Origin of the sequence: Mycobacterium sp. 1164985.4, from assembly GCF_001668575.1 — a bacterium.
Classification (GTDB): domain Bacteria; phylum Actinomycetota; class Actinomycetes; order Mycobacteriales; family Mycobacteriaceae; genus Mycobacterium.
Genome location: NZ_LZMD01000086.1, coordinates 1 through 12,677, shown reverse-complemented (window position 1 = coordinate 12,677; position 12,677 = coordinate 1). Strand labels below are relative to the sequence as shown.

Sequence of the window (12,677 nt, the reverse complement as noted above, 5' to 3'; positions counted from 1 at the left end):
CCGATGACGAGATCTGCGTCACTCGTCGAGCAACAGCGGATCGTTCTCCAGATGCATCAGCCCGTTCCAGCACAGGTTGACCAGATGCGCGGCGACGACCTCCTTTTTCGGCTCACGCACGTCGAGCCACCACTGCGCGGTCATCGACACCGAGCCGACCAACGCCTGCGCGTACAGCGGCGCCATCTCCGGGTCCAGTCCCCTGCGGGAGAAATCCCCGGCCAGGATCGAGGACACCTGGTTGACGGCCTCGTTCAGCAGCGTCGAATAGGTGCTGCCGGAGGTGATCGACGCCGGGGAGTCGCGGATCAGGATGCGGAAACCGTCGGTGCGCTCGTCGACGTAGGTCAGCAGGGCGAGCGCGACGCGTTCGATGCGCAGCCTCGAGCGGTTGTTGGTCATCCGGGTCAGCGACGAGGTGATGCCGTCGAGCAATGCCGACATCTCGCGGTCGACGACCACCGCGTACAGGCCCTCTTTGCCGCCGAAGTGTTCGTAGACGACGGGTTTGGAGACGTTTGCGCGCTGCGCGATCTCCTCGATCGAGGTGCCTTCGTAGCCGCGCTCGGCGAAGAGCTTGCGCGCGACCTCGATCAGTTGGTGGCGCCGCTCGGCGCCGGTCATGCGCGCCCGCGGTGCTTTGACCTCCTTGTCGAGTGCTGCCACGGTTATCAGGTTAGATGGCGAAGAGCACCGGTGGACTAGCATCACGAGTTGATCAATCCGTCGTGGTGTAATCGGCAGCACCTCTGATTTTGGTTCAGATAGTTCAGGTTCGAGTCCTGGCGACGGAGCAGCGTGCGAGACCGCGCCACCAGCGAGTCGCGTAGGAGATTGCACATCCGATAGGCAGGAGACCGGATGACGGCAGCCACCCAAACCGCGGTGGTCGTACTGGCGGCCGGCGCGGGGACCCGGATGCGCTCCGACACCCCGAAAGTGCTGCACACGCTGGCGGGCCGCACCATGCTCGCGCACGCGCTGCGAGCCGTCGCCAAGGCCGCGCCCCAGCACGTCGTCGTGGTCGTCGGCAAGGACCGCGACCAGGTGACCCCCGAGGTGGAGCGACTGGCCGCCGAGCTGGGCCGCCCCATCGACACGGCGACGCAGGAACAGCAGCTGGGCACCGGGCACGCCGTTCAGTGCGGCCTGACGGCACTTCCCGCCGACTTCGCCGGGACCGTGGTGGTGACCTCGGGGGACGTGCCCCTGCTGGACGCCGACACACTGGCCGAGCTGGTCAGCACGCACACCGCCCGGCCTGCCGCGGCGACCGTGCTCACGACCGCGCTGCCCGACCCGACCGGGTACGGACGCGTACTGCGGAGCTCCGACGGCGGCGAGCTGCTCGGCATCGTCGAGCAGGCCGACGCCACCCCCGAACAGCGGGCCATCACCGAGGTCAATGCCGGCGTGTACGCGTTCGATGGACCCGTACTGCGGTCCGCCCTGAGCCGTTTGAGCTCCGACAACGCCCAGCAGGAGCAGTACCTGACCGACGTGATTTCGATCGTGCGGTCCGATGGGCACGTCGTGCTGTCCCAGCACGTGGACGATTCGATGCTGGTCGCCGGCGTCAACGATCGCGTGCAGCTGGCCGAGCTGGGCGCCGAGCTGAACCGGCGCATCGTCAACGCCCACCAGCGGGCCGGAGTCACGGTCATCGACCCCGCGACCACCTGGATCGACGTCGACGTGACCATCGGCCGCGACACCGTCGTCAAACCGGGCACCCAGCTACTCGACGGCACCCGCATCGGCGGCCGCTGTGAGATCGGGCCCGACACCACGCTGGCCGACGTGACCGTCGGTGACGGCGCGACGGTGTGCCGTACGCACGGCAGTTCTTCAGTGGTCGGTGACGGCGCGACGGTCGGACCGTTCACCTACTTGCGGCCGGGCACCGTGCTGGGCGCCGACGGCAAGCTGGGCGCCTTCGTCGAGACGAAGAACGCGACGATCGGCACCGGCACCAAGGTGCCGCACCTGACCTACGTCGGAGACGCCGACATCGGCGATCACAGCAACATCGGGGCATCGAGCGTTTTCGTCAACTACGACGGCGAGACCAAGAGCCGCACCAAGATCGGCTCGCATGTCCGCACCGGGTCGGACACGATGTTCGTCGCCCCGGTCACCATCGGCGACGGGGCCTACACCGGCGCGGGGACGGTCGTGCGCGACGACGTGCCGCCCGGCGCGCTCGCGATCTCGGCTGGTCCGCAGCGCAACATCGAAGGTTGGGTGGCACGCAAACGACCGGGGTCGGCATCGGCCCGCGCCGCGGAGCAGGCGACCGGCCGCGACGAGGGCGAACGCCCCGAGGCGGACGCGGACGGGGATTAGCGGCGGCCCCGGCCGTTCACAATCTGGCCACCCGGGCACGGGCGGCGCGTCACCCTACGTAGGATTAGCCGGTATCGATCCCCGACCTTGAGGGCGCACTGTGGGCACCGAGTGGACCGACAATCGCAAAAACTTGATGTTGTTCTCGGGTCGGGCGCACCCCGAACTCGCGGAGCAGGTCGCCAAGGAACTCGACGTACCCGTGACGGCGCAGACCGCGCGGGACTTCGCCAACGGCGAGATCTTCGTCCGGTTCGACGAGTCGGTTCGCGGCTGCGACGCGTTCGTGCTCCAGAGCCATCCGGCGCCGCTGAACGAGCACCTGATGGAACAGCTGATCATGCTCGACGCGCTCAAGCGCGGCAGCGCCAAGCGGATCACCGCGATCCTGCCGTTCTATCCGTACGCACGGCAGGACAAGAAGCACCGCGGGCGTGAACCGATCTCGGCGCGTCTGGTCGCCGACCTTCTCAAGACGGCGGGTGCGGACCGGATCGTCACCGTCGACCTGCACACCGATCAGATCCAGGGCTTCTTCGATGGCCCGGTTGACCACATGCGCGCGCAGAAGCTGCTCACGGGGTACATCGCCGAGCACTACGCCGATCACGACATGGTCGTCGTGTCGCCGGACTCCGGCCGGGTCCGCGTCGCCGAGAAGTGGGCCGACTCATTAGGAGGCGTCCCCCTCGCCTTTATCCATAAGACCCGCGACCCGCTCAAGCCCAACGAGGTGGTGTCCAACCGTGTCGTCGGCGACGTGCGGGGCAAGACCTGCGTGCTGACCGACGACATGATCGACACCGGCGGCACCATCGCCGGCGCAGTCAAATTGCTCAAGCAGGACGGTGCGGGCGATGTCATCATCGCGGCGACGCACGGCGTGCTCTCCGATCCCGCTCGGGAACGGCTCGCCGATTCGGGGGCCTGCGAGGTGATCGTCACCAACACGCTGCCGATCGGCGAGGACAAGCGCTTCCCGCAGTTGACCGTGCTGTCGATCGCGCCGCTGTTGGCGAACACGATCCGCGCGGTGTTCGACAACGGTTCCGTCACCAGCCTTTTCGACGGGTCAGCGTAGATGGGAAAATCAAGTACCGACGGCGTCATCTACCACAACCCCAAGTGCTCGACCTCGCGTAAGACACTGGATCTGTTGCGGGAGAACGGGATCGAACCCGAGATCGTCCAGTACCTGAAGACGCCGCCGACACGCGCCGAGCTGGAGAAGATGATCGCCGACGCCGGCATCGAGGTGCGGGCCGCCGTTCGCAAGAAGGAATCGCTGTACCGCGAGCTCGGGCTGGCGGATGCATCCGACGACGAACTGCTCGACGCGATGGTCGCGAATCCGATCCTGATCGAGCGTCCGTTCGTCGTCACCTCGAAGGGCACCCGCTTGGCCCGCCCGATCGACACGGTGCGCGAAATTCTGTGAGACGCCGGGGCTTTGTGCTTCTGGCCGGTGCGGTGGCGGTCATCGGCGCGACCGTCGTGTCCGCCTGTGGCACCGAACCGCCCAACTACCAGTCAGTGTGGTCGACGTCATCGTCGCCGACCTCCACCGAACCGTCCGATGACCAAAAGCCGGTTCCCATAGCGACTTTCCTGGAACGGGCCGGCGTGAAGGGCCAGCCCGTCTTCCCCGAGAAGCTGACCGATCTGACGGTCTCGTATCCCACACCCGCCGGATGGCAGCCCTACTTCAACACGAACTTCGCACCCGGGACCAGGGTCATCGCCAAGGGCGAGACCTACCCGATCGCCATGCTGGTGGTGATGAAGCTGACCGGTGACTTCGATCCGCGGGAGGCGATCAAGCACGGGTACGTCGACGCCGAGATGTCACAAAACTTCAAGCGCCTCAACGCCGCCATGGACGACTTCAAGGGATTCCCCTCGGCGATGATCGAGGGCAGCTACGACCTGAACGGCGCCCGGATGCACAGCTACAACCGCATCGTGATCGCGACCGGCGCACCGCCCGCCAAGCAGCGGTATCTCATCCAGTTCACGGTGACGGGGTATGCGGACAAGGCGGTCGAAGAGGCCCCCGACATCGAGAAGATCATCGGCGGCTTCAACGTCGCCGTCCCCAAGCCCCCGCCGAAGTAACGCATAAGGTGGTCGCCATGAGCGATTGGACCGCCGCGGATCTGCCCTCCTTCACCGGACGCACCGTCATCGTCACCGGGGCCAACAGCGGCCTCGGCCTCATCACGGCGCGCGAACTGGCCGGCGCCGGCGCCAAGGTCGTATTGGCCGTCCGTAACACCGCGAAGGGCGACGAGGCCGCGGCGGCGATCACCGGCGATGTCGAGGTCCGCAAGCTCGATCTGCAGGACCTCGCGTCCGTGCGCACGTTCGCCGACGGTGTCGACGCGGTCGACATTCTGGTGAACAACGCCGGCGTCATGGCTGTGCCGTACGCGCTGACCGTCGACGGGTTCGAGAGCCAGATCGGCACCAACCACCTCGGCCACTTCGCGCTGACCAACCTGCTGCTGCCCAAGATCAGCGACCGCGTCGTGACGGTCTCGTCGATCATGCATCTGATCGGCCGCATCAACCTCAAGGACCTCAACTGGAAGGCCCGACCGTATCTCGCGTGGCCCGCGTACGGCCAGTCGAAGCTGGCGAACCTGCTGTTCACCAAGGAGCTGCAGCGCCGGCTCACCGAGGCCGACTCGCCGATCAGGGCGATCGCCGCCCATCCGGGCTACTCCGCGACCAATCTGCAGGGCCAGACCGGCAACCCGGTAGGGACCCGCTTCTGGCTTGCTGCCAACCGAGTGTTCGCCACCGACGCCGAGTTCGGGGCCCGCCAGACGCTCTACGCAGTGGCCCAGGACCTGCCGGGCGACACCTTCGTCGGCCCGCGGTTCGGCAGCCGCGGTCCCACGGGCCCGACGCAGTTACGCAGCCCGCTGGCCCGCGACGGCAAGACGGCGACCGCGCTCTGGGAGCTCTCCGAGCAGCTCACAGACACCACGTTCCCGCTCTGATTTGGGCGGCAGCGGTATTTCCGGCTACCCTGGCCGGTGATCACGGCGAGGGTGGCCGCGCAAGCGGAGGTCACCGTTATCGACGCGAAACTCTTGTGGTTGAGCCCTGGCCGTGCTGAGCACACGACAGGAGCACCCACCTCATGGCGAAGAACGCCCCCAACAACCTGACCGCTGCGGTCCGCACCGAGACCGGCAAGGGCGCATCGCGCCGCGCCCGCCGCAACGGCAAAGTGCCCGCCGTCCTCTACGGCCACGGCAGCGATCCGCAGCACCTCGAGCTCGACGGCCATGACTTCGCGGCCGTCCTCCGTCGCGCCGGCACCAACGCGGTGCTGACGCTCGACATCGACGGCAAGGAGCAGCTCGCGCTGACAAAAGCCCTCGACATCCACCCGATCCGCCGCACCATCACGCACGCCGACCTGCTCGTCGTGCGCCGCGGCGAGAAGGTCGTCGTCGAGGTCAACGTGGTCATCGAGGGCGAGGCCGTGCCCGGCACGCTGGTCACCCAGGACGCCACCACGGTCGAGGTCGAGGCCGACGCGCTTTCGATTCCTCAGCAGCTGACGATCTCGGTCGAGGGAGTCGAGGCCGGCACGCAGTTCACCGCGGGCTCGATCGAGCTGCCGTCAGGCGTCACGCTGATCTCGGATCCGGAGATGCTGGTGGTCAACGTCGTCGAGGCGCCGTCGGCTGAGGAGCTCGAGGCCGAGGCCGGTGGCGAGACGGCCGAGGAGGAAGCCGCCGAGACCGCGGAGGCCGCCGAAGAGGGCGACTCCGCCGAAGCGGCGCCCGCCGAAGACTCCGAGTAGTCCGGCATGGCCGAACCACTTCTCGTGGTCGGCCTGGGCAACCCGGGACCGCAGTACGCCACCACGCGGCACAACCTCGGGTTCCTCGTCGCCGACATCCTCGCCGACCGGATCGGCTCGGGGTTCAAGGTGCACAAGAAGTCCGGCGCCGAGGTGGTCACCGGCCGCCTCGCCGGACGGGCCCTGGTGCTGGCCAAACCGCGCACTTACATGAACGAGTCGGGGCGGCAGGTGGGGCCGCTGGCCAAGTTCTACTCGGTGCCGCCCGCCGACGTCGTGGTCATCCATGACGAGCTCGACATCGACTTCGGCCGGATTCGGCTGAAGTTCGGCGGGGGCGTGGCCGGGCACAACGGTCTACGGTCGGTCGCTTCGGCGTTGAGCAGCAACGATTTTCAGCGCGTCCGCATCGGCATCGGGCGACCGCCCGGGCGCATGGACGGTGCGAAGTTCGTGCTGAGCACCTTCACCTCCGCGGAGTGGAAGGACGTCCCGACGATCTGCGAGCAGGCCGCCGACGCCACCGAGATCCTCATCGCCCAGGGCGTGGAACCAGCGCAGAACATCGTGCACGCCTGGGGCTGAGCGTCAGCCTCCGGTGTGACCGGACAGCGTGGTGATCGGCGCCCCGCCGCCGAGGCGCGCGGCAGTGAACTGCGCCGCCTGCGTGGCGAGCCCCGACTCGACATAGAGGCTGTGCGCCGCCACGTCGTTTCCGTTGGAGCACACCGGATCCGCGCCGTTGCACAGGTCGATGGTCTTGGCTCCGTATCCGGGACTCAACGCGGTCAGCGGACCGCCGAGCAGCCGAATGGACGGGTTGCCGAAAACCGCGATCGCGGCGACGTGGTCGGCGACGGCGGCGGGCATGGGCTGGGTGAACCCGAGTGTCGGCGTGTTCGCCAGAGCGATCGCGTCGATGACGGCCGCGCCCTGCGAATACCCGCCGAGCACGATTCGGGTGTCCGGGCAGGTGGTCGCCAGGTTCTGCACGAACAGGCTGGCGTCGTTGGCACCCTCCGCCGCGCGCAGGAAGTCCCGCGTCGCGGGATAGTTCACCGCATAGACGGCGATCGACTTGTCGCCCACGAGCGGGCGCAACGCATCGACGAAACCCTGCCCGACGCGTCCGATGCCAACCGGTTCCCCGGTGCCGCGCGCGAACACCACTTGTACATCGGGACACTCGCCTGTGGGCGCCGCCGCGGCGGTCGCCATGACGACGGGGGCGCTCAACGATGCTCCCGAGATGAGCACTGCCGCAACCATGATCATCAGCCGACGCAGCGGCAGTCTCGTCTCCATGCATGGCCAAACGCCGACTCGACGACGATGTATTCCGCGGGTGGGCCGCGGCCCCGGTCACACGCCGCGAATCCCGCTGCCGACGACCTTCACCTGTTTGTGCGGGAACCGGCGTTCGGCGTGCTCTTTGGCCGCCGAGTTGGGTAGTACGTAAAGCGTCTCCTTCTTGTCCTGCAGCGGGCGCAGCACGAGGTCCATGAAGGCCTTGCGGTCATCGAGATACGGCTCGATCACGTCTTCCCCGGCCGGGCACACCGCCAGGCAGTAGGCGGCCTTGTAGTTCGCCTTGAACGACAGGCTCTGCCACATCGAGGCGTTCTCGGAATCGGTCACCCGGGAGCGGAAGTCGGCACCGTCCTCGCTGTCGGCGACGGTCTGCACCCAGTCGGTGAAACCACCCATGAACTCGCGGTAGTTGTGCACCGAGCAGGCCAGGAAGTCGAAGTCGCCATCTTTCTTGATGGCGCCGACGGGACAGGCCGCGACGCACAGCTTGCATTCCAGGCACGGTGAATAGTCCAGCGGCTCACCGTAACTGGAGATGGGTGCGGCAAGCAGAATGGTACCGAGCAGGATGAAGTTGCCGAACTTCGGATGAATGACGTTGCGGTGAATGCCCATCACACCCAGTCCGGCCGCCACGGCGACGGGCTTGTGCGCGATCACCCAGATGCGCCCGGGATAGCGGTCCATCTCCATCGGAAACGACATCGACGGATTGATCGCCCGATGGCGCGCATCTTGGAGCGTGCGGGTGATGCGATGGGCCGTCTCGTTCATGATCTCGCCGCTGCGATGGAACTCCTGGTTGGCCACGCTGCGGGCCGTCGAACGGACGTTGTCACGGTTCATCCGCACCACCAGCGAGATGTAACTCCGTGCGCCGGGCAGGGCGCCTTCGGCGTGCTCACGCTCCGACGCCAACTCCGGGTTGTCGACGCTGGCGAACGCGACGTCGTCGGCTCCGGCCTCGAGGCACACCCGGCGCAGCCAGTCCGCGTCGACGACGCCGGGCGCCCGCCTCGGCCTAGCGCGCACCTTGCGCACCGTGGGGTGGTCTTCCAGGCGTCCTGGTCTCTGCACCATGCTAGGTATAGTACACAATACCCAGATGGACGCGCGCGGCCGATGAGCGCCGACGCCCGGCGATCAGAGGAATGAGTTCTGCGCGGTGAGCCCCCGCTCGGGGAACTCCCCTAGCGCGAACGTCTCGGCGTTGCCGAATCCAGAGCCGCCCCCCACCGGATCGTCGATGCGGACCAGCAGGTCACGCAGTTGGTGCAGTTTGCGTGCGTTCTCCGGAGAGTCACAGTCGGTGACGTGGCTGCCCTCGACCTTCAGGTCGCCTACCCACTCGCCGTAGACCCAATCGTTCCAGCCGTAGTAGCCCGCGGTGCCAAGGTGGAATCCCGTGGGCCCGGCGGCGGTGACCGTCAGGGGTCGGCGCGTGCCGTCGGCGTCGATCAGGGTGACGATGCCGTGAGTGAACCGCCGGTTGTCGTCGGTGAAGTGCATGTCCTGTTCGACGGAGACGAACCGATGGGCGGTGCCGTCATCGTTCTGTTGTTCAGCCTGACAACGGATTTCGAGGAAGCCGTCACCGCGCTCCTCCTGGTACATGACGAACAGCGAGTACCTCGAGCCGTCCGGGCGTGTCATCGTCATCGGAAGCCAGGTCATGAACATCTGGCGGATCTTGCGCCCCCCGCGCGGTAGGCCCGGGATGGGCTTGCCGACGCCTGGGCGTAGCCCCCACGAGTGGTCGCGAATCGAGATCCAGTCGGTGGGCGCGATCTCGGTGCGGTCACCCTCGACCTCCACCCACCCCGACGCCACGCCGATCTGGTGGTAGCGCAGCACATTGTGGGTGACCCGATAGCCATCGGGGCTGCGGTCGGGCCACGGGTCTTCCAACGCCGCGTCGAAGGCGCCCTCGAGCTGGACATCGAAGGCGATCGGGGCGTGCTCGGACGGGTCGAGGCTGATCCGCACAGCGCGCAGCGGTTTCTCGACGCGGTAGCGGATCGGTCCCACCTCGAGAGCCGACGGGTCGGACGACAGTCGTCGTCCAGCGCGCACCGTCCACTGTTCGGTACCGCGACAGACGCCGGCAGCACCGTCGAATACCCCTCTGTTGGTGTACTTTCCGACGCCCAGCACCACCTGCAGCGAGTTGTCCCGGGCATGGGCGATGGTCCAGATCTTCTCGGTCCACGACGGATCGGACTGACTCACGGTCGCGAACGTGTCGACGATCTGGTGCGTCAGCAGTTCGTCCTCCGGCACCAGGCCGCCGTAGTTGGTGGTCAGCAAGAGTCACCTCTCTGCGGGCGATCCGAAGAATGTCGTCATGTCGTCACCGCGGTCATAGGCCCGCATCCACTCCTCCGCCCAGTCGGGCAGGGGCTGATCGGCGGGGTCGTGATACGGGGTCTGCGACAGCGCCAGGCGCCATACCATGGTCAGCAAGTGGCGCGTGGGCACCGAATGGAAGATCGTGGGTGCGCCGTTACCGTGCCTGCGGCCGAGACGCTGTTTGAGTTCGCCGGTCAGAAACGCCCCGGACAGCAGTTCGCGTGTCGACGCCCCACGATCCTCGAACGGGACGATGCGGTCGAACTCCCCGGCGATCGCGTCGGCGATGCCCCCCACGTGGCGGAACGTGCCCCTGATGTGGCGAACGCGATACCAAGGATTGGGTGCGACGTGCTGACACAGGATGAGCCCGGAGCTGCGATGTTCGATCTCCTCGACGAAATGCCACATCATCAGCGATGCGACGCGTGCGTCTCCCCCACCGAACAACGAATCCCGATTGTCCAGAAGCACTTTGAAGAGCGGGGTGAACGTCGCCTCGAGGTTCGCGATGTACGCCAAGTGGAACTCGACCGTTCGGCTCTCGATGAGCGCGTCGTAGGCCGCGCATGCGTCGGTGTAACACTGCTCGAGTTCGGGGTAGCGCGCGATGAGCGCGAGCATGTGCTTGCGGTGGGCGGCGGCGTGCTGCGCCTCCTGCTTGAGGAACGCGTCGGCCTCGTCGACGACCACGGGGTTGTCGGCGAACCGGTCGGCCGCCGTCCGTACCGCGCTGACGATGTAGCGCTCGAAGGGCACGGCAATGAACGTGAATGCGTTGCAGAACAACCCGAAGTTGGGATTGGCCGGCTGCCATTTGAACGGGACGCCTGCGTCGAACTCCCAGCCGATCTTGCGGATCACCAGGTCGGTCACCGCTGCTGCCCTCCGCACCGGATTAACATGGAGCCCACGGATGTCTCGTTCGTGGACGCGTGTGCTGTAGCGTCAGTGTGACATTTGATGGCCTAGGTGTAAAGGGTGGCGATGCCGGATCCGGACGAGCAGTCGACGCGGCGGCGCATTCTCGCGGCGACGTTCGTTGTGCTGGCGCGTGACGGCCGACGCCGGCTTCAACTCTCCGACGTCGCCGCCGAGGCCAGGGTCTCGCGTCCGACCGTCTACCGGCATTTCGGATCGAAGGAGGGCCTGCTCGAGGCGTTCGGGCTCTACGAACAAGACAACTTCGACGCGGGCATCGCCGCGGCCATGGCCGGACTGGTCGGTCCGGAGCGGCTCGATGCGGCGCTGCGGTTCATCGTGCAGTTCCAGAGCACCTACTCGCTGGGCTCGCTCGCAGATGTGGAACCTGAACATGTGCTGTCTCAAATGAAACGAGTGCTGCCGATCATGCACGAGCGCATCGCGCGGATCATCCCCGGCGAGGCCAGTGACGTCGCGGCCGCAGCGGTGGTGCGGATCGCGGTGTGCCACTACATGATCGGCGGCGGCACTCCCGCGGACTTCCTCGCCGAGCTGCGCCACGCCGCGGGTCTGGACGTCGGCCACACGCGTCGGGCGGTCAGCTAGCGTCCAGCCAGTCGACGACCTTGTCCGCGCGCTGCGGTATGTCAAACGTCGTTCCTTTACATTGCACCGCGCTCGTGTAACCCTGTTCGCATGGTCGGAATCGCTCTCGTCAAGCGCGATCTGTCCGCCGCCCGCGTTCGATTGCGCGAATGGTTCGCGCAGCGGTCGTCCGGTGACGTCGAGGTGTCGGAGCTGCGCGCGGCCAACCAGGCCGCGGGATGGTCCAGCGAGTCGCTGGTGTTCGCGGTCACCGCCGACGGCGCGTGGAACGAGTACGTGATCCGCATTCCGCCGGCCGGTGGCGGGATCTTTCCGGAGTACGACCTCCAGGCGCAGGCGCGCACGCAGGAATTGCTGCACACCCACGGTGTCGCGACCCCGTCACCGCTGCTCTACGAACCTGATCCGTCCTGGATCGGCTCGAAGTTCCTTGTGATGCCACGCATTGTCGGCCACACTCCGTCAGACATGTCCTACGCCACCCGTGGTTGGCTCCACGACGCGGGCCCTGCGGTACAGCGCCGCGCCCACGACTCGTTCGTCGAGACGCTCGTGCGGCTGCACAGCGTTCCGGTCGAATCGGCGCCGTGGCTGGCGCGTCCCGGCGGGGTGGGCGTTGCCGCCGAGCTGGACTGGTGGCGCGAATACGCCCGCTGGGGCACCGAAGACCAGCTTCCCGACATGATGATCGAGGCGTTCGACTGGCTGACGAACCGTCTACCCTCTCCGACAACGGATTTGAGTATCTGTTGGGGCGATGCACGACTGTCGAATGCCATTTTCGACGACGACGGTGAACTCGTCGGGGCCCTGGACTGGGAACAGGCCTGCATCTGCCCCGCTGAAGCCGACATCGCATGGTGGCTGGCGACCCGCAAGCAGATGCTCGAGGTCAATGGGCTGGACGTCGACCCCGAACTTGCGGGGTTCGACAGCCGCGCCTCGGTGGTCGGCCGCTATGAGGAGATGCTGGGTCGGCCACTGCAGGATCTCGACTGGTACGAGATCTTCGCGATGGCCCGCATGGGCTGCTGCATATTGCGGATGCAGGCGTTGTTACGCGCGACCGGGCAATCGGACCACTTCCTCACCCGGGCACCGATACTGCCCGCATGGACGACTGCCGCGATCCGCGCCTAGCTTCCCGTGCGGCGGGCGTAAGCGCGCAGGGCGAACGGTGCAAACAGGGCGGTCAGCAGCAGTGACCAGATGACGGTCGCCAACACCGGATGGTGCAGCGGAAGCTGCGCGCTTTCCGGCGCGGGCCCGCCGTTGCCCCACAGTTGACGCATCGCCTGAGCGAGCGACGACACCGGATTCC

The 12,677-nt window shown here is 66.8% G+C and carries 14 protein-coding genes, 1 tRNA gene and 1 pseudogene; 10 read left to right on the top strand and 6 right to left on the bottom strand.

Features of this window, described 5'->3' with window-relative positions; genetic code table 11:
- Positions 1–18: 18 nt before the first annotated feature.
- The gene (locus tag A5650_RS19995; RefSeq protein ID WP_064401528.1) at positions 19–624 is read right to left on the bottom strand and encodes a TetR/AcrR family transcriptional regulator; all 606 of its coding nucleotides are present in this window, start codon (positions 622–624) and stop codon (positions 19–21) included.
- Between the two features lie 98 nt (positions 625–722).
- Between A5650_RS19995 and A5650_RS19990 the strand changes: the two genes are divergently transcribed.
- The 8 genes from A5650_RS19990 to pth all read left to right on the top strand — a co-directional run bounded on the left by A5650_RS19990 (position 723) and on the right by pth (position 6,751).
- Positions 723–794 (top strand) — tRNA-Gln (locus A5650_RS19990).
- 67 nt (positions 795–861) lie between these two features.
- Positions 862–2,346: a bifunctional UDP-N-acetylglucosamine diphosphorylase/glucosamine-1-phosphate N-acetyltransferase GlmU gene (gene glmU / locus A5650_RS19985; protein ID WP_067295562.1), complete on the top strand. Its 1,485-nt coding sequence runs from the start codon at positions 862–864 to the stop codon at positions 2,344–2,346.
- A 100-nt stretch (positions 2,347–2,446) separates the two neighbouring features.
- Positions 2,447–3,427: a ribose-phosphate diphosphokinase gene (locus A5650_RS19980; RefSeq protein WP_067089459.1), complete on the top strand. Its 981-nt coding sequence runs from the start codon at positions 2,447–2,449 to the stop codon at positions 3,425–3,427.
- Complete coding sequence (gene arsC / locus A5650_RS19975) at positions 3,428–3,784, top strand: arsenate reductase (glutaredoxin) (RefSeq protein WP_067295559.1); 357 nt, start codon at positions 3,428–3,430, stop codon at positions 3,782–3,784.
- On the top strand, positions 3,781–4,461 hold the full coding sequence (locus A5650_RS19970) for an LpqN/LpqT family lipoprotein (protein WP_067295555.1): 681 nt from the start codon (positions 3,781–3,783) through the stop codon (positions 4,459–4,461). Before arsC ends, A5650_RS19970 begins: the two co-directional genes overlap by 4 nt.
- Before the next feature lie 17 nt (positions 4,462–4,478).
- Positions 4,479–5,351, top strand: a complete 873-nt coding sequence (locus A5650_RS19965) for an oxidoreductase (RefSeq protein ID WP_067295707.1) — start codon at positions 4,479–4,481, stop codon at positions 5,349–5,351.
- A 143-nt stretch (positions 5,352–5,494) separates the two neighbouring features.
- Positions 5,495–6,166, top strand: a complete 672-nt coding sequence (locus A5650_RS19960) for a 50S ribosomal protein L25/general stress protein Ctc (RefSeq protein WP_067295553.1) — start codon at positions 5,495–5,497, stop codon at positions 6,164–6,166.
- 6 nt (positions 6,167–6,172) lie between these two features.
- Positions 6,173–6,751: an aminoacyl-tRNA hydrolase gene (gene pth / locus A5650_RS19955; protein ID WP_067295548.1), complete on the top strand. Its 579-nt coding sequence runs from the start codon at positions 6,173–6,175 to the stop codon at positions 6,749–6,751.
- 3 nt (positions 6,752–6,754) lie between these two features.
- Here pth and A5650_RS19950 read toward each other — a convergent pair whose 3' ends face one another.
- The 4 genes from A5650_RS19950 to A5650_RS19935 all read right to left on the bottom strand — a co-directional run bounded on the left by A5650_RS19950 (position 6,755) and on the right by A5650_RS19935 (position 10,702).
- Positions 6,755–7,471, bottom strand: coding sequence for a cutinase family protein (locus tag A5650_RS19950; RefSeq protein WP_067295544.1), 717 nt, complete (start codon positions 7,469–7,471; stop codon positions 6,755–6,757).
- Between the two features lie 57 nt (positions 7,472–7,528).
- Positions 7,529–8,557: an epoxyqueuosine reductase gene (locus A5650_RS19945; RefSeq protein WP_067295539.1), complete on the bottom strand. Its 1,029-nt coding sequence runs from the start codon at positions 8,555–8,557 to the stop codon at positions 7,529–7,531.
- A 63-nt stretch (positions 8,558–8,620) separates the two neighbouring features.
- A complete protein-coding gene (locus tag A5650_RS19940; protein ID WP_067295535.1) occupies positions 8,621–9,784 on the bottom strand; it encodes an Rv3169 family protein in 1,164 nt (387 codons plus the stop codon).
- Between the two features lie 3 nt (positions 9,785–9,787).
- Positions 9,788–10,702, bottom strand: a complete 915-nt coding sequence (locus tag A5650_RS19935) for a metal-dependent hydrolase (protein ID WP_067295531.1) — start codon at positions 10,700–10,702, stop codon at positions 9,788–9,790.
- Between the two features lie 111 nt (positions 10,703–10,813).
- Between A5650_RS19935 and A5650_RS19930 the strand changes: the two genes are divergently transcribed.
- Positions 10,814–11,356: a TetR/AcrR family transcriptional regulator gene (locus A5650_RS19930; protein ID WP_067295703.1), complete on the top strand. Its 543-nt coding sequence runs from the start codon at positions 10,814–10,816 to the stop codon at positions 11,354–11,356.
- A 90-nt stretch (positions 11,357–11,446) separates the two neighbouring features.
- Complete coding sequence (locus A5650_RS19925; RefSeq protein WP_067295527.1) at positions 11,447–12,496, top strand: phosphotransferase family protein; 1,050 nt, start codon at positions 11,447–11,449, stop codon at positions 12,494–12,496.
- On the opposite strand, the pseudogene A5650_RS19920 reads toward A5650_RS19925, so the two are convergent.
- Positions 12,493–12,677, bottom strand: a pseudogene (locus A5650_RS19920) (ABC transporter permease); the annotation flags it as partial. The gene A5650_RS19925 and the pseudogene A5650_RS19920 sit on opposite strands and share 4 nt — an antisense overlap.